At 58.0% G+C, this 15443-nt stretch carries 14 protein-coding genes and 1 pseudogene; 9 read left to right on the forward strand and 6 right to left on the reverse strand.

The window, feature by feature from the left end; genetic code table 11:
• Positions 1-17 precede the first annotated feature (17 nt).
• Positions 18-2144, reverse strand: coding sequence for a glycosyl hydrolase family 18 protein (locus ABLV17_RS18525; protein WP_348854535.1), 2127 nt, complete (start codon positions 2142-2144; stop codon positions 18-20).
• Positions 2145-2373: 229 nt separating this feature from the next.
• Entirely contained in the window at positions 2374-3333 is a 960-nt protein-coding gene (gene fepB, locus ABLV17_RS18530) for a Fe2+-enterobactin ABC transporter substrate-binding protein (RefSeq protein ID WP_113373833.1), read from the reverse strand.
• A gap of 187 nt (positions 3334-3520) precedes the next feature.
• Here fepB and entC point away from each other — a divergent pair, with 187 nt between their 5' ends.
• The 7 genes from entC to ABLV17_RS18565 all read left to right on the forward strand — a co-directional run bounded on the left by entC (position 3521) and on the right by ABLV17_RS18565 (position 11027).
• Positions 3521-4696 (forward strand): isochorismate synthase EntC, encoded by a 1176-nt coding sequence (gene entC / locus ABLV17_RS18535; RefSeq protein ID WP_045361975.1) that lies wholly within the window; start codon positions 3521-3523, stop codon positions 4694-4696.
• Between the two features lie 9 nt (positions 4697-4705).
• Positions 4706-6313 (forward strand): (2,3-dihydroxybenzoyl)adenylate synthase EntE, encoded by a 1608-nt coding sequence (gene entE / locus ABLV17_RS18540; RefSeq protein ID WP_113373834.1) that lies wholly within the window; start codon positions 4706-4708, stop codon positions 6311-6313.
• 13 nt (positions 6314-6326) lie between these two features.
• Positions 6327-7178, forward strand: coding sequence for an enterobactin biosynthesis bifunctional isochorismatase/aryl carrier protein EntB (gene entB, locus ABLV17_RS18545; protein ID WP_308957893.1), 852 nt, complete (start codon positions 6327-6329; stop codon positions 7176-7178).
• Positions 7178-7933 (forward strand): 2,3-dihydro-2,3-dihydroxybenzoate dehydrogenase EntA, encoded by a 756-nt coding sequence (gene entA / locus ABLV17_RS18550; protein ID WP_087860262.1) that lies wholly within the window; start codon positions 7178-7180, stop codon positions 7931-7933. Before entB ends, entA begins: the two co-directional genes overlap by 1 nt.
• A complete protein-coding gene (gene entH / locus ABLV17_RS18555) occupies positions 7934-8347 on the forward strand; it encodes a proofreading thioesterase EntH (protein WP_308957894.1) in 414 nt (137 codons plus the stop codon). It abuts the gene before it with no gap.
• Between the two features lie 297 nt (positions 8348-8644).
• Positions 8645-10750 (forward strand): pyruvate/proton symporter CstA, encoded by a 2106-nt coding sequence (gene cstA, locus ABLV17_RS18560; protein ID WP_213794470.1) that lies wholly within the window; start codon positions 8645-8647, stop codon positions 10748-10750.
• A 79-nt stretch (positions 10751-10829) separates the two neighbouring features.
• Complete coding sequence (locus ABLV17_RS18565; RefSeq protein WP_002893903.1) at positions 10830-11027, forward strand: YbdD/YjiX family protein; 198 nt, start codon at positions 10830-10832, stop codon at positions 11025-11027.
• Here ABLV17_RS18565 and ABLV17_RS18570 read toward each other — a convergent pair.
• The 4 genes and pseudogenes from ABLV17_RS18570 to ABLV17_RS18585 all read right to left on the reverse strand — a co-directional run.
• Positions 11024-11428, reverse strand: a complete 405-nt coding sequence (locus tag ABLV17_RS18570) for a helix-turn-helix domain-containing protein (RefSeq protein WP_015704715.1) — start codon at positions 11426-11428, stop codon at positions 11024-11026. The genes ABLV17_RS18565 and ABLV17_RS18570 overlap by 4 nt on opposite strands.
• On the reverse strand, positions 11403-11705 hold the full coding sequence (locus ABLV17_RS18575; protein ID WP_015367763.1) for a type II toxin-antitoxin system RelE/ParE family toxin: 303 nt from the start codon (positions 11703-11705) through the stop codon (positions 11403-11405). Before ABLV17_RS18575 ends, ABLV17_RS18570 begins: the two co-directional genes overlap by 26 nt.
• 183 nt (positions 11706-11888) lie before the next feature.
• Complete coding sequence (locus ABLV17_RS18580; protein WP_015367762.1) at positions 11889-12632, reverse strand: 3-oxoacyl-ACP reductase family protein; 744 nt, start codon at positions 12630-12632, stop codon at positions 11889-11891.
• A gap of 57 nt (positions 12633-12689) precedes the next feature.
• Positions 12690-12778 (reverse strand): annotated as a pseudogene (locus ABLV17_RS18585) (hypothetical protein); the annotation flags it as partial.
• A gap of 161 nt (positions 12779-12939) precedes the next feature.
• Here ABLV17_RS18585 and ABLV17_RS18590 point away from each other — a divergent pair.
• Positions 12940-14442, forward strand: coding sequence for a sugar ABC transporter ATP-binding protein (locus ABLV17_RS18590; protein WP_308957896.1), 1503 nt, complete (start codon positions 12940-12942; stop codon positions 14440-14442).
• Positions 14439-15437, forward strand: a complete 999-nt coding sequence (locus ABLV17_RS18595) for an ABC transporter permease (RefSeq protein WP_032714059.1) — start codon at positions 14439-14441, stop codon at positions 15435-15437. The genes ABLV17_RS18590 and ABLV17_RS18595 overlap by 4 nt, the downstream gene beginning before the upstream one ends.
• Positions 15438-15443 lie beyond the last annotated feature (6 nt).

The following is a 15443-nucleotide window of genomic DNA, read 5'->3' on the forward strand; positions in this document are numbered from 1 at the left end:
TCGGTACATATTAATGCTTAGTACGCGCCGAGATCTTTCCAGACGTCGAACTGGCCGCAGTACAGGTCAGGCTGGTTGCCCTGAGACCACCATTTCACCTGATAGTTATGGCCTTTCCAGCTCACGGTTTCAAAGGTTCCCCAGTTGCCGCCATAAACGGTTTTAGCATCCCACAGCGGGTAAGGCGTAGCGTCGTCAGACGGTACCACGTCATCATCCTGCGCAGGCGTGGTGTCATCAGTCTCTTTTTCTTCGTCAGCAGGTTCATCTGCCGGCTCATCGGCTGGCTTGTCATCACTCTGACCGTTTCCGGAAGCCACGACGACGGAGAGGATAAAGCGCTGCTGGGTTGACGGTTCGCCCCAGGTGTCGCGAACGAACAGGGTAAAGGTAAACTCGGTATCCGCGGTGACGACCGGGACATCGAACTCAATAACCGCGGCGGTTTTATCCACAACATCAATCGCTGCCGGCACGCCCCAGCTGTAGCTCAGCTCGTCGCTATCTTCATCAGACGACTTTTCCCCGGACAGACGAACGCGGGAGCCGCCTACGACCATCATCTCAATTGCCGCCTCTGGCGCATGGTTTACCGTCGGTTCAGTCTGGTCTGTATCTTCTTCCTCCTGTTCATCAGCTGGCGCAACGTTGATGCCTTCGAAATAGAACGGGTCCATATCGATAACTTCAGAAGCGATTTCATATCCCAGACCTTCACGTGCGGCGTTAACCAGCACGCCGTTGTCCTGGTCGATAGTCCAGGTGAACATGCCGCCGAGGCCCAGCTTCGCCGCGTATTCGCCTTTGGCTTTCACGGTGCGCGGCGTATCCAGCGACATAAACAGTTTGGATTCCGGGTTGTAGAGGTAGTCAGCGTCAGCTACCTGGTCGGTATAAACGTTAAAGCCGTTACGCCCTTTCTGGTTTTCCAGGTCCAGGTAGTTATAAATGACGTCATACCATTCGGTGGTACCCGATTCAAAGGTACCGACGGTGGTGCCGTTACCCGGGTTATAGGTACCTTTCAGCGGAGACAGCGACTCCAGCTCGGCGTTGCGGCCGTTACGGGTATAACCGGCGTAACCGATGTTGATACGTTCAGCGGGGAAACCTTCCGCCAGCAGATGTTCAACGATGGTGTTAACCGCCCAGCCGCCTTGTTCAATGGCGTTCAGGTTGCTGTGGTGAGCAATGCTTTCGGCCCACGGGGTGCCGAAGAAGTCATAGGTCATCAGGTTGATGCCGTACAGACCGGCGCTGAGCAGCGCTTTGACGTTAGAATAATCGAAAGTCTTCACCACCGCCGAACTGGCGATAGAGATTTTGACATCGCTCAGGCCGGCGGAATCCAGCTGCTTACGCAGTTCGGCAATGAGCAAGGCGTAGTTTTCGCCATCTTCCGGGCCATAAGGGTTACCGGCGCCTTCAGCGTTCGGGTACTCCCAGTCGATATCCACTTCGCTGAACATCGGGAACTGTTTGAACAGCTTCACCACGCCTTTAGAGAAGGTTTTACGTGCGGAATCAGACGCTGCGGTTTCATGGAAGCCGTTACTCATGGTCCAGCCGCCGATGCTCATGGACAGCACCAGGTTGTGGCCCTGCTGTTTGGCTTTTGCCTGCAGGTCGCGCAGGCCGCCGAGCAGGCCTTTGGTGTTCGTCTGGGTTACGGTTTTCGGATCGACATCCCAGCCGCTGACGCTGTGGCCAACGTTAATGTAGGACTGGAAGTCGCCCCACGGGTCGAGGAAGGTCGGTTCATATTTGACTTTGCCGCACTTCTCAGCCCCGTCGGCCACCACATCGTGATACAGACCATCCACTTTATGGAAGCCGGTCACGCCGACGAAGCCAACGATAATTTTATCGTAAGCGGTAGGGGAGACGTTGGTCAGATCATAGCCGCGGCCGCGGTTATCTTTCGCATCGCCGCCCTGCAGGCGACCATCATACTGAGACCAGTCGGTGTAGTAACCGAATACCTTTGGTTTGGTAGTTGCGCTTTTGTATTTGTTATAGACCGGTTTGGCGACGCGGTCTGATGTGTAGCTGTAGTTGCTGACTTCAGTTGCCGGGTTAAAACCATCTGCGGCGTTGCTGGTTTCGGTCAGGGTATCGCCCTTGATCAATTTGCTAGTGGTCACGGTAAGTTCCTTCTGAGTTGAATGTCCACCTCAAGTGGTGTGGGGCAGATATTCGGGGAAGGCGGCGACGATGGCTAATCACAAAACAACACCTCAAATGATGATGTTTCGCATGAGGAATGGATGAGATAGCAAAGGGGAAAAGGAAGAAAAAGTCTTTTGTAACAGATAGATGATGTGTTTGATGATATGAAATGAGATCCCGGCGCCAGGCGCCGGGAAGGGAGACTCAGGCAAAGAGCGCGGATAAACGCTGCAGGACCAGCATGGCGCTGTAGTAGTCAAGACGGAAGGTTTCGGTACCCAGCGGATAAACGCGCTTCGCGGCAACCGACGGCAGGTGCGCCAGCAGCGGGTTAGCGTAAATGGCCTCAGCGTCTTTCTGGTCGCCGGCGAACAGGAACAGGCTTTCGCCGTTGATACCCGCCGCCAGATTCTCGCCGCCCAACTGCACAATGTCGTGACGCTTACCCTGGCTCTGGCTGGCGTGAAGACCGCCCGGCAGCGCCGCCAGCTTAAAGCCTAACTGTTCCAGCATCTGACCCTGCGCTGATTCCGGCGTCCAGATATTGGCGCTATGCGCCGCGGCGGTATAAACCAGCGCGGTGACCGGCTGCGGCGGCAACTTCAGTTTCTCTTTTAACGAAACGAGCTGTTTATTGAACTCGGCAATGCGCGCGTCCGCCTGCTTTTCGTGACCGGTGATATGCCCTAATTGGGTAAGCAGCGTCTGCCAGCTTTTATCGTCGTAGTTGATGACAAGCGTCGGCGCGATAGTCGAAAGCTGGTCGTACAGGGCGAGAGCGGAATCGCCGCCGGTGGCGCTAATCAGGATCAGATCCGGCATCTGCGCCGCCACCGCTTCGGCGCTGGGTTCGCCAATATACAGTCGCGCCAGTTTGCGCTTTTTCGCGACATCGCCCCACTGGCGCAGAAAGCCCTGCGCGTCGGCCACGCGGTTATTCGGCGTGGTTGCGCCGCTGGCCACCACCGGCGCATCAATAGCCAGCAGCGAGCCGGTGAGGGTAACGCTGGTTGAGACTATGCGCAGCGGCTGGCTTTCCAGCGTATGGGTGCCGCGGCTATCGGCGATCTGACGCGGCCAGTCCGCCGCCAGCGCTGAGGTAATTCCTAAAAGGCACAGCCCGCTGGCGAGTAAAGTACGACGGCAAAAAGTGGCAAAATTCACGAATTCGCATCCTGAGTCAGTTGTAGTAAATACGTCTCATTTTCAACATTGTGTTGCCTGGATGCAAGTTTAAGTTGCATAACCTGCTGTTTGTGCGGTTGACAAGGAGAGCAATACCTTTTAGGTTAGCCAACAAAAATATAAATGATAATTATTCTTAATATCTTTATCGTTTTTGGAGGATGATATGGAAACGTCACTGGCTGAGGATGTACAGGAAAAAACGCAGACCCTGTCGCCGCAAAGCTTCTTCTTTATGTCGCCGTACCGCAGCTTCAGCACCACCGGCTGTTTTAGCCGTTTTTCCCAACCTGCCGTCGGCGGTGATTCGCTGAACGGCGAGTTCCAGCAGAAAATGGCGGCCGCTTTTGCCGAAGCCCGCGCGGCGGGGATCCGCAAGCCGGTAATGGTCGGGGCGATTCCGTTCGACACCAATCAGCCTTCCGAGCTCTATATCCCCGAACGCTGGGAAACCTTCTCCCGTACCGACAAACAGCAGTCCGCGCGTTACGCGGCGCCGCTCAAGGCGATGGATGTTGTCGATCGTCAGGAGATCCCGGAACAGGACGAGTTTTTGGCGATGGTGGAACGTGCCGCCGCGCTGACGGCGACTCCGGAAGTCGACAAAGTGGTGCTCTCAAGGCTGATTGATATCACTACCCGCGACCGGGTCGATAGCGGCGCGCTGCTGGAGCGGCTGATTGCCCAGAACCCGGCGAGCTTTAATTTCCATGTCCCGCTGTCAGACGGCGGGGTACTGCTGGGCGCCAGCCCGGAACTCCTGCTGCGTAAAGAAGGGCTGCATTTCAGTTCGCTGCCGCTGGCCGGCTCTGCCCGCCGCCAGCCTGACGACGTGCTGGACCGCGAAGCAGGCAATAAATTGCTGGCCTCCGGCAAAGATCGCCATGAGCACGAGCTGGTGACTCAGGCGATGAAGAGCGTGCTTGGCCCGCGCAGTAGCCAGCTGTCGCTGCCGGAATCACCGCAGTTGATTACCACGCCAACCTTATGGCACCTGGCGACGCCGATCGAAGGTACGGCGCTGGCGGAAGAAAACGCCATGTCGCTGGCCTGCCTGCTGCACCCGACCCCGGCGCTGAGCGGTTTCCCGCACCAGGTGGCGAAGCGCCTGATTGCCGAGCTCGAACCGTTCGATCGCCAGCTGTTTGGCGGCATTGTCGGCTGGTGCGATGACGAAGGCAACGGCGAATGGGTAGTGACCATCCGCTGCGCGCGCCTACATCAACGCTCGCTGCGCCTGTTTGCCGGCGCGGGGATCGTCCCGGCCTCCTCGCCGCTGGGCGAATGGCGCGAAACCGGCGTCAAACTCACCACCATGCTTAACGTATTTGGCTTGAATTAAGAGGCAAGGATGATTGCATTTACCCGTTGGCCGGAAGAGTTTGCGGCCCGCTATCGTCAAAAAGGCTACTGGCAGGATCTGCCGTTAACCAATCTGATTACTCGTCATGCGGAAAATGACGCCGTGGCGATTATCGACGGCGAGCGGCAAATTAGCTTCCGCCAGTTTAACCTGCTGGTGGATAACCTCGCGTCTTCCCTGCAGCATCAGGGACTTAAGCGCGGAGAAACCGCGCTGGTGCAGCTTGGCAACGTCGCCGAGTTCTACATTACCTTCTTTGCGCTGCTGCGCATCGGCGTCGCTCCGGTTAACGCTTTGTTTAGCCATCAGCGTAGCGAACTCAACGCCTACGCCGCGCAGATTAAACCCTCACTACTGATTGCCGACCGCGAGCACGCGCTGTTTGCGGACGATAGCTTCCTTAATGGTTTTATCGCTGAGCATCCTTCACTGCGCGTCGCGCTGCTGCGTAACGATGGCGGCGAGCGCGACCTGGCGACGGAAATTAACCGTACGGCGGATAACTTTGTCGCCAATCCGACCCCGGCTGACGAAGTGGCTTTTTTCCAGCTCTCTGGCGGCAGCACCGGGACGCCGAAGCTTATCCCGCGTACCCATAACGATTACGATTACAGTATCCGCCGCAGCAACGAGATCTGCGGTATTAACGCCGATACGCGCTATCTCAACGCGCTGCCGGCGGCGCACAACTATGCGATGAGCTCGCCGGGCTCACTGGGCGTCTTCCTCGCCGGCGGCCGGGTGATCCTCGCCGCCGACCCGAGCGCCACGCTCTGTTTCCCGTTGATTGAAAAACATCAGATTAACGTCGCGTCGCTGGTGCCGCCGGCGGTCAGCCTGTGGTTGCAGGCTATTCATGAATGGGGCAGCAACGCGCAACTGCAATCGCTGCAGTTACTGCAGGTTGGCGGAGCGCGCCTGTCCGCGACGCTCGCCGCGCGCATTCCGGCGGAAATCGGTTGCCAGCTGCAGCAGGTGTTCGGCATGGCGGAGGGGCTGGTTAACTACACCCGTCTCAACGATAGCCCGCAGCGGATTATCAATACCCAGGGTTGCCCGATGTGCCCTGACGACGAAGTGTGGGTGGCGGATGCCGACGGCAACCCGCTGCCGCGCGGCGAAGTGGGCCGTCTGATGACCCGCGGCCCTTATACCTTCCGCGGCTATTACAACAGTCCGCAACATAACGCGGAAGCCTTTGATGCCGATGGATTTTACTGCTCCGGCGATCTGATTTCGATCGATGAAGATGGCTATATCACCGTCCAGGGCCGGGAAAAAGATCAGATCAACCGCGGTGGCGAGAAGATCGCCGCTGAAGAGATAGAAAACCTGCTGCTGCGCCATGAGGCGGTGATCCACGCCGCGCTGGTTAGCATTGAAGACAATCTGCTGGGCGAGAAAAGCTGCGCTTATCTGGTGGTGACATCGCCGCTGCGCGCCGTCGCGGTGCGCCGCTTCCTGCGCGAGCAGGGCGTGGCGGAATTTAAATTGCCGGATCGCGTGGAGTGCGTTGCCGCGCTGCCGCTGACGCCGGTGGGCAAAGTCGATAAAAAACAATTACGTCAGTGGCTGGCCGAAGGCAAGCTGGGCTGAAGGAGAACAGAAAATGGCAATCCCTAAATTACAGGCTTATGCGCTGCCGGAAGCCAGCGATATTCCGGCGAACAAAGTTAACTGGGCCTTTGAGCCGTCGCGCGCCGCGCTGCTGATCCACGACATGCAGGAGTATTTCCTCAATTTCTGGGGCGAAAACAGCGCGATGATGGCAAAAGTGGTGGCCAATATCGCCGCCCTGCGCGACTTCTGCAAACAAAACGGTATTCCGGTGTACTACACCGCCCAGCCGAAAGAGCAGAGCGATGTAGACCGCGCCCTGCTGAATGATATGTGGGGGCCGGGGTTAACTCGCTCGCCGGAACAGCAACAGGTGATTGCCGCGCTGGCGCCGGATGAACAGGATACGGTGTTGGTGAAATGGCGCTACAGCGCGTTTCATCGCTCGCCGCTTGAAGAAATGCTGAAAGAGACCGGCCGCGACCAGCTGATCATCACCGGCGTTTACGCCCATATCGGCTGCATGACTACCGCCACCGACGCTTTTATGCGCGATATCAAACCGTTCTTTGTCGCCGATGCGCTGGCGGACTTCAGCCGCGAAGAGCATTTGATGGCGCTGAAATACGTCGCCGGCCGTTCCGGACGGGTGGTGATGACCGAAGAACTGCTGCCGCTGCCGGCCTCCAAAGCGGCCCTGCGCGCACTAATTCTGCCGCTGCTCGACGAATCCGACGAACCGCTGGATGATGAAAACCTGATCGACTACGGGCTGGATTCGGTGCGTATGATGGCGCTGGCCGCCCGCTGGCGCAAAGTGCACGGCGATATCGACTTCGTGATGCTGGCGAAAAACCCGACCATCGACGCCTGGTGGGCTCTTCTTTCCCGCGAGGTGAAATAATGGCGGCGCTGGATTTTCACGGCCAGACCGTGTGGGTGACCGGCGCAGGTAAAGGCATTGGCTATGCCACCGCGCTGGCTTTCGTCGAGGCCGGGGCCAACGTCACCGGTTTCGACCTTGCCTTTGACGGCGAAAGCTACCCGTTTGCCACCGAAATGCTGGACGTCGCCGATGCCGACCAGGTACGCGACGTTTGCGCGCGTCTGCTCAACGATATCGAACGACTGGACGTGCTGGTGAATGCGGCCGGGATCCTGCGCATGGGGGCGACCGATCAATTGAGCGCGGAGGACTGGCAGCAGACCTTCGCGGTGAACGTCGGCGGCGCGTTTAATCTGTTTCAGCAGACGATGGCGCAGTTCCGCCGTCAGCAGGGCGGGGCGATCGTCACCGTCGCCTCCGATGCCGCGCATACTCCGCGTATCGGCATGAGCGCCTATGGCGCCTCGAAAGCGGCGCTGAAAAGCCTGGCGTTGACCGTCGGGCTTGAGCTGGCAGGCAGCGGCGTGCGTTGTAATCTGGTATCGCCGGGCTCCACCGACACCGATATGCAACGTACCCTGTGGGTCAATGAAGATGCTGAACAGCAGCGGATCCGCGGATTTGGCGAGCAGTTTAAGCTTGGGATCCCGCTGGGCAAAATCGCCCGTCCGCAGGAGATCGCCAATACCATTTTGTTCCTCGCCTCTTCTCACGCCAGCCATATCACGCTGCAGGATATTGTGGTCGATGGCGGCTCGACTCTGGGGGCGTAGATGGCCTGGAAACGAGAGCTCACGCTTGCGGCATTGAACGCCAGCAGCGAAAACACCATGGTGGCGCATCTTGGCATCGTCTACACCCGGCTGGAAGAGGGGCTACTGGAGGCGGAGATGCCGGTGGATGCGCGCACGCATCAGCCGTTTGGCCTGCTGCACGGCGGCGCTTCCGCGGCGCTGGCGGAGACGCTGGGCTCGATGGCCGGTTGGCTGATGACGGAGAATGGGCAGTGCGTGGTGGGCACCGAGCTTAACGCTACCCACCATCGTCCGGTCTCCAGCGGTAAAGTGCGCGGTGAATGCCGACCGCTGCATCTTGGCCGCCAGAGTCAGAGTTGGGAAATTGTAGTGTATGACGAAAAAGGGCGGCGCTGCTGCACTTGTCGTCTGGGTACCGCGGTGCTTGGCTAAGACGCCGCTATTTCCCCGGCTTTCGCTGCGCTGAGCCGGGCTACCAAATCGCACAGCGCTGTAGCCCCGGTAAGCGGTAGCGCCACCGGGGGTTTTGAGGCCGCTACCCGACAAAAAAACGGCACCGTTCACGGTAATCCTTTCATTAATTTTCCTGTCTTAAGTGATCCCGCTAGCAATGTGAGACAAATCTCCGCCGCGGCATGGCATCTGCGCTGTTTCGAAGTTGTTAAATTCTGCGTTGTGTTCTAGAAACAAACTGTAACATCCTGATTACCCTACCGGTGGACCACAACAATGAATAATTCAGGGAAATACCTTATCTGGACACTGCTCTCCGTAATCGGAGCCTTTGCCCTCGGCTATATCGCCTTAAACCGGGGTGAGCAGATAAACGCGCTGTGGATTGTCGTCGCGGCGGTCTGCGTTTATCTGATCGCGTATCGTTTCTACGGCCTGTATATCGCCAAAACCGTCCTCGGCGTTGACCCAACGCGGATGACGCCGGCGGTACGACATAACGACGGCCTCGATTATGTTCCGACTGACAAAAAAGTGCTGTTCGGTCACCATTTTGCCGCGATTGCCGGCGCAGGGCCGCTGGTTGGCCCGGTGCTTGCCGCGCAGATGGGCTACCTGCCGGGGATGATCTGGATCCTCGCCGGCGTGGTGCTGGCCGGCGCCGTGCAGGACTTTATGGTGCTGTTTGTTTCGACCCGCCGCGATGGCCGTTCGCTTGGCGAACTGGTTAAAGAGGAGATGGGGCCGACCGCTGGCGTACTGGCGCTGGTGGCCTGTTTTATGATCATGGTGATCATCCTCGCGGTACTGGCGATGATCGTGGTGAAAGCATTGACCCACAGTCCATGGGGGACATACACCGTCGCCTTTACCATCCCGCTGGCGATCTTTATGGGCATCTATATTCGCTACCTGCGCCCGGGGCGCATCGGCGAGGTGTCGGTGATAGGCCTGGTGATGCTGGTGTTCGCGATTATTTCCGGCGGCTGGGTGGCGGAAAGCCCGACCTGGGCGCCGTGGTTTGATTATACCGGCGTACAGCTGACGTGGATTCTGGTGGGTTACGGCTTTGTTGCCGCGGTACTGCCGGTCTGGCTACTGCTGGCGCCGCGCGACTATCTCTCCACGTTCCTGAAAATCGGCACCATCGTTGGGCTGGCGATTGGCATCCTGATTATGCGCCCGACGCTGACTATGCCGGCGCTGACGAAGTTCGTCGATGGTACCGGCCCGGTCTGGACCGGCAACCTGTTCCCGTTCCTGTTTATCACCATCGCCTGCGGCGCGGTTTCTGGTTTCCACGCGCTGATCTCCTCCGGCACCACGCCGAAGATGTTAGCCAACGAAGGCCAGGCCTGCTTTATCGGCTACGGCGGCATGTTGATGGAATCCTTCGTGGCGATTATGGCGCTGGTGGCGGCCTGTATTATCGACCCGGGCGTCTACTTCGCGATGAACAGCCCGATGGCGGTGCTGGCGCCGGCGGGGACGACTGACGTCGTGGCCTCGGCGGCGCAGGTAGTGAGCGGCTGGGGCTTTAGCATTACCCCGGATACGCTGAATCAAATAGCCCATGAGGTCGGCGAACAGTCGATTATTTCACGCGCCGGCGGCGCGCCGACGCTGGCGGTGGGGATGGCTTACATTCTGCACGGCTCGCTGGGCGGGCTGATGGATGTCTCTTTCTGGTACCACTTCGCCATTCTGTTTGAGGCGTTGTTTATCCTGACGGCGGTCGATGCCGGCACCCGCGCGGCGCGGTTCATGCTGCAGGATCTGCTGGGCGTGATTAGCCCCGGGTTGAAAAAAACCAGCTCGCTTCCGGCTAACCTGCTGGCGACCGCACTGTGCGTCCTGGCGTGGGGCTACTTCCTGCATCAGGGGGTGGTTGACCCGCTGGGCGGCATCAATACCCTGTGGCCGCTGTTCGGTATCGCCAACCAGATGCTGGCGGGAATGGCGCTGATGCTGTGCGCGGTGGTACTGTTCAAGATGAAACGCCAGCGCTATGCGTGGGTGGCGCTGCTGCCGACAAGCTGGCTGCTGATTTGTACGCTGACTGCCGGCTGGCAGAAATCGTTTAGCCCGGATACCAAAGTCGGTTTCCTGGCCATCGCCAATAAATTCCAGGCGATGATCGACAGCGGCGCCATTCCGCCGCAGTATACGGAATCGCAGCTGGCGCAGCTGGTGTTTAATAACCGTCTCGATGCCGGGCTGACTATCTTCTTTATGATTGTGGTGGTGGTTCTGGCGCTGTTCTCGATTAAAACCGCGCTGGCGGCGTTGAAAGAGGATAAACCGACGGCGAAAGAGACGCCGTATGAAGCGATGCCCGCGGATGCGCAGACCTTAACGGCGCAGGCGAAGCGCGCGCATTAACCTGTTTGGCCTACCTTTCTTCTCCTCCCTCTCCCTGTGGGAGAGGGCTGGGGTGAGGGGAATAAGCGAGAAACTCATTATGTTCGACACCCTTTCAAAAGCAGGAAAATATTTAGGCCAGGCGGCGAAGATGATGATCGGCGTGCCGGATTACGACAACTACGTCGAACACATGCGGATCACGCATCCGGACCAGACGCCGATGACCTATGAAGAATTCTTCCGCGAGCGCCAGGACGCACGCTACGGCGGTAAGGGCGGGGCGAAGTGCTGCTAGCCTTCTTTCGGTAAATAAAGGCTGATTTGCTCCTGGGTACAGCCGTAAATCGCCGCCAGTTTTTCGCGGGTTCGCTTCTGCGGACGGGAGTCCAGCGCTTCCAGCTGTGACACCGCGGACTGGCTGATGCCGAGTTTAGCCGCGACCTCCCGCTGTGAGAGTCCGCGCAGGATACGCCACGCGGCCTGCAGGCTGACGTTTTCTTTATGCATCACGTCGCAGACATCCCCTGGCAGCATTACGTTATCATAGATATCTGATTCATAAGAAATATCTTCCCAATTGTTTTCATCCTCGTCGTCGTACTCCAGCAGAGCCAGGCGCATACGAAAGTAATCACTGTAAGGAATGACGACATACTGGTCTTTTCCTTCTTCATCCTTGATGTACTGAATAGTCATATTCGGTATGTTCCTCATGAAGGTAGGTGGTGGTGGTTCGGCGTTTAACCGCCACTACGTAGCAGGTATCGTCCGGCGGATCCCCAAAGGTGTAGATGACTCTGTAATCACCTAATCGCAGCCTGTAGTGGTTTTCGGGAAAGGACAATTTTTTGATATCCGAGATAGGTGAAGCTTTATCATTCATCTTCTCCAGCCTGGATTTAATGCGGTTCTTATACCGATTATCGATTTTAGAAAATTGCTTATTTGCCGTTTTTGACCAGACAATCTTCATCCGTACCTCCACTGTACGCCCATACAAAACATAAGGAAATAATAAGACTATTAGATAAATTCCGAATTTCTTATGGAGTACAGTAGAGCGGAGAAAAAACGCAGGTAAGAGGCAAAGCGTAACCCGTCGAGGCGGCGCGGGAAGGCCTCTGCCGGGCGACAGAGGCTTGCAGAAAATATGCGATCAGGCGTTCAGGCCGCCATCCACGTCGAGCCCCGTACCGGAGATCTGCCCGGCGGCCGGGCTGGCCAGGAAGGTGACCGCCGCGGCGATGTCTTGCGGCTGGCCGTAGTGACCGACCGCAATCATCTGGCGCTGGGCTTCCGCCTGTTCCCCATCCTCCGGGTTCATATCGCTGTTGGTCGGCCCTGGATGGACAAGGTTAACGGTGATCCCGCGAGGGCCTAAATCACGCGCCAGACCACGGGTCAGGGAGTTGAGGGCGGACTTGGTCATGGCGTAAACCGCGATGCCCGGCATGGCTACGCGGTTGGCCAGACAGCTGCCGATGTTGATGATCCGTCCGCCATCGGACATATGCACCAGCGCTTCCTGGATAGCGATGACCACCCCACGAATATTGACGTTGATAAGGTCGTCAATGTCCGCCAGCGTCATGGATTCCAGTGGACCGCCGCGGGCGATGCCAGCGTTGTTGACCAGAATGTCCAGCCCGCCGAGGGCCCGGGCTGCATGGGTGACGGCATCCTGAATGGCCTGCGCGCTGGCGCTGTCTGCCTGCACCGCTTCGCTGTACCGACCCAGCGCCTTAATTTCATCAGCGACTGCCTGGGCTTTATCGGCCGATTTTTCATACGTAATAACCACATCGGCGCCGGCGCGCGCCAGCGACAGCGCAATAGCGCGACCCAACCCACGGCTGGCGCCGGTAACCAGCGCCTTCTTACCTGTTAAATCGATCTGCATGATGACCTCGTTACGAGAGTGGTGAGAATCATCATTAGGTATAGATGGTCTGGGTGATTAACGGCTGAAGTATTCCACCTTCTCAAACGTCGCGCGCAAAGCGTCAGGGGTTAACGTCGCCGGCAGGCTAAAGCGCTGCCAGGGCGGGAAGCGCTCCTTATGGGTGTTGGGCTAACCTGATGTTATATCTGGACATCCAGATGGCTAATATTATTTGGTTTTATCTTATGCTTTTTACGCAGTTGTCAGGCATCGGCAGCTGTGAAAAATTCGTTAAATCAGAATATTAATTGCCCTGGGGAGGGTGATGAGCGTGAATCGCCTTGAGATGCATAACATTAGCCTGGCCTTTTCCGGCTTTCAGGCGCTGAGCAAGGTGAATTTTACCCTTAAGGGCGGAACGGTGCATGCGCTGACCGGCGCCAACGGCGCTGGCAAATCGACGCTGATGGCGGTGTTGTGCGGGACGCACGCCGATTACGAAGGCGAAGTCGCGATCAATAACCAGCCGGTTAGCATTCGTTCGCCGCGCGATGCAAAGCAACTGGGGATCCATCTGGTACAGCAGGAGGTGGATGTTGCGCTGGTTCCGGGGCTGAGCATTGCCGAAAACATCATGCTGGACAGGCTGGCTGAGCCAGGTGCGGTTTTTCGCTGGTCGCATGTGCGTCAGCAGGCGTGCGAAGCGCTGGCGCAGCTTGATATTGCGCTGGATGTTCGACGTTCAATCGATAGCTGTACCCTTGCCGAAAAACAGCAAATTCTGCTGGCTCGCGCACTGTCGCACCATTGCCGCTTTTTGATTCTTGATGAACCCACCGCGCCGTTGGATCAGCACGAAAGCGAACGCTTATTTGCGGTGGTTCGTCGTCTGCAGCAGCAGGGGATCGGCGTGGTCTTTATTTCGCATCGTATTCATGAACTAAAAGCGATTTGCGACACCCTGACGGTACTGCGCGATGGCCGTTTAATCGAAAGCGGCCCGATGGCGCAGCTCAGCGGCGAGCAGATCGTCGAAAAAATGCTCGGCCACGAGTTGAGCGATATTTTTCCGCCTGCGCGTCCGCCGCATGGCGAAGAGGTGCTGCTGCAGGTTGACGGTTTGCATGACGAAGCGCTGTTGCAGGATATCTCGCTACGTCTGCATAAGGGCGAAATTCTCGGTATCGCCGGCTTAGCGGGCGCGGGGAAAACTGAACTTTGCAAAGCCTTATTCGGCGCCAGTAAAAGCCGGGTTCGCTACGGCGAACTTAACGGCCAGCCGTGGCGGCCGCGCGATCCGGGCGATTCCGTCCTCCAGGGGCTGGCGCTGGTGCCGGAAGAGCGGCGCAAAGAGGGGATATTCATCGATGAGGCGATCGCCATGAATCTGGCGGTCAGCGCCGATAACAGCTTTTCGCGCTGGAGCCTGTTCGGCCATCGGCAGGCGTGGCGGTGGGCGCAGGAGGTTATTGCCCGTATCGGCGTGCGCGCCACCGGGCCGGGGCAGACGCTGCGCCGCCTCTCCGGCGGTAATCAGCAAAAAGTGGCCATCGGCAAATGGCTGCGCAGCGGTGCAAACGTGCTGATTTTCGACGAGCCGACGAAAGGGGTGGACGTGAAAGCGAAAACCGATCTGTTTCAGTTGATTGATGGCCTGGCGCGGGAAGGCCGGGGCGTGATTTACGCCTCCGGCGAATTTTCCGAGCTGGTAGGCCTGTGCGATCGCATCTGCGTGCTGTGGGATGGGCGCATTGTGGCGGAAATTCCCGGCGCCGAGGCGCGGGAGGAGACGATTCTTTATTACTCCACCGGAGGAGCGGCAGCGTGAGTAAGGCCCTGGCAGTTAACGCGACGGTATCGGGCCGTCAGCGGTTTTTCGATTTTCTCTATAAATGGGGCATGTTGCTGACCGTGGTGCTGCTGGTTGGCGTCTTTGGTTTAGCCTCGGATAACTTTCTTGACCCGTTTAACATCATCAACATTCTGCGCTCCATCGCTATCGTGACGGTGATTGCCATTGGGGTATCGATTTCTCTTACCATCGGCGGCTTTGATCTGTCGGTGGGGTCGACGGCGTCGCTGGCGAATGCGTTAGTGATTTCGTTGTTTGTCTGGCACGGCCTGAACACCACTGAAGCCATTCTGATCACCCTCGCGCTCTGTACGCTGGTTGGGCTATTCAACGCGTTTCTGATCGTGGTGCTGCGCATTCCTGACATGCTCGCCACGCTTGCCAGCCTGTTTGTGATTCAGGGCGTGGCGATGACCTACAGCTACGGCGGCTCGATCACCGAAAATATGGTGCTGCCGAGCGGCGAGATGGCCGAAGGTACGATCCCGGCGGCGTTTGGCGCGCTGGGGCAGGTACCGACCATCGTCATTATCATGCTGGTGGTAACGCTAATCGCGCAGCTGGCGCTGTCGTTCACCACTCACGGGCGGAGGATGTACGCCATCGGCGGCAACCCGGAGGCGGCGCGACTCTCCGGCCTGCGGATCACGCGCTATAAAGTGGCGGCCTACGTGATTGCCTCGCTGTTGGCCGGGCTGGGCGGCATTCTGCTGGCATCTAGGATTGGTTCTTCCCAGGTGAACGCCGGGGGCGGTTACCTGATGGATGCGGTCGCGGCGGCGTGGATCGGCTTTTCGCTGGCGGGCTCCGGCAAGCCGAATGCGCTGGGTACATTGGTGGGTGCGGTGATCCTCGGCGTGCTTTCCAATGGCCTGGTGATGCTGTCGGTGCCCTATTACGCGATGGACATTATTAAAGGGCTGGTGCTGGCTGGCGCGCTGGCACTGACCTATTTTCAGCGCCGGACCTAACACTTT

The organism is Klebsiella sp. CN_Kp091 (genome assembly GCF_040065095.1).
Classification (GTDB): Bacteria; Pseudomonadota; Gammaproteobacteria; order Enterobacterales; family Enterobacteriaceae; genus Klebsiella; species Klebsiella aerogenes.

What these genes read in the sequence shown, in the direction of transcription:
- entC (WP_045361975.1), top strand. Translation starts at nt 3,521, where the DNA reads ATGGAAACGTCACTGGCTGAGGATGTACAGGAAAAAACGCAGACCCTG.
- entE (WP_113373834.1), top strand. Translation starts at nt 4,706, where the DNA reads ATGATTGCATTTACCCGTTGGCCGGAAGAGTTTGCGGCCCGCTATCGT.
- entB (WP_308957893.1), top strand. Translation starts at nt 6,327, where the DNA reads ATGGCAATCCCTAAATTACAGGCTTATGCGCTGCCGGAAGCCAGCGAT.
- entA (WP_087860262.1), top strand. Translation starts at nt 7,178, where the DNA reads ATGGCGGCGCTGGATTTTCACGGCCAGACCGTGTGGGTGACCGGCGCA.
- entH (WP_308957894.1), top strand. Translation starts at nt 7,934, where the DNA reads ATGGCCTGGAAACGAGAGCTCACGCTTGCGGCATTGAACGCCAGCAGC.
- cstA (WP_213794470.1), top strand. Translation starts at nt 8,645, where the DNA reads ATGAATAATTCAGGGAAATACCTTATCTGGACACTGCTCTCCGTAATC.
- ABLV17_RS18565 (WP_002893903.1), top strand. Translation starts at nt 10,830, where the DNA reads ATGTTCGACACCCTTTCAAAAGCAGGAAAATATTTAGGCCAGGCGGCG.
- ABLV17_RS18570 (WP_015704715.1), bottom strand. Translation starts at nt 11,428, where the DNA reads ATGACTATTCAGTACATCAAGGATGAAGAAGGAAAAGACCAGTATGTC.
- ABLV17_RS18575 (WP_015367763.1), bottom strand. Translation starts at nt 11,705, where the DNA reads ATGAAGATTGTCTGGTCAAAAACGGCAAATAAGCAATTTTCTAAAATC.
- ABLV17_RS18580 (WP_015367762.1), bottom strand. Translation starts at nt 12,632, where the DNA reads ATGCAGATCGATTTAACAGGTAAGAAGGCGCTGGTTACCGGCGCCAGC.
- ABLV17_RS18590 (WP_308957896.1), top strand. Translation starts at nt 12,940, where the DNA reads ATGAGCGTGAATCGCCTTGAGATGCATAACATTAGCCTGGCCTTTTCC.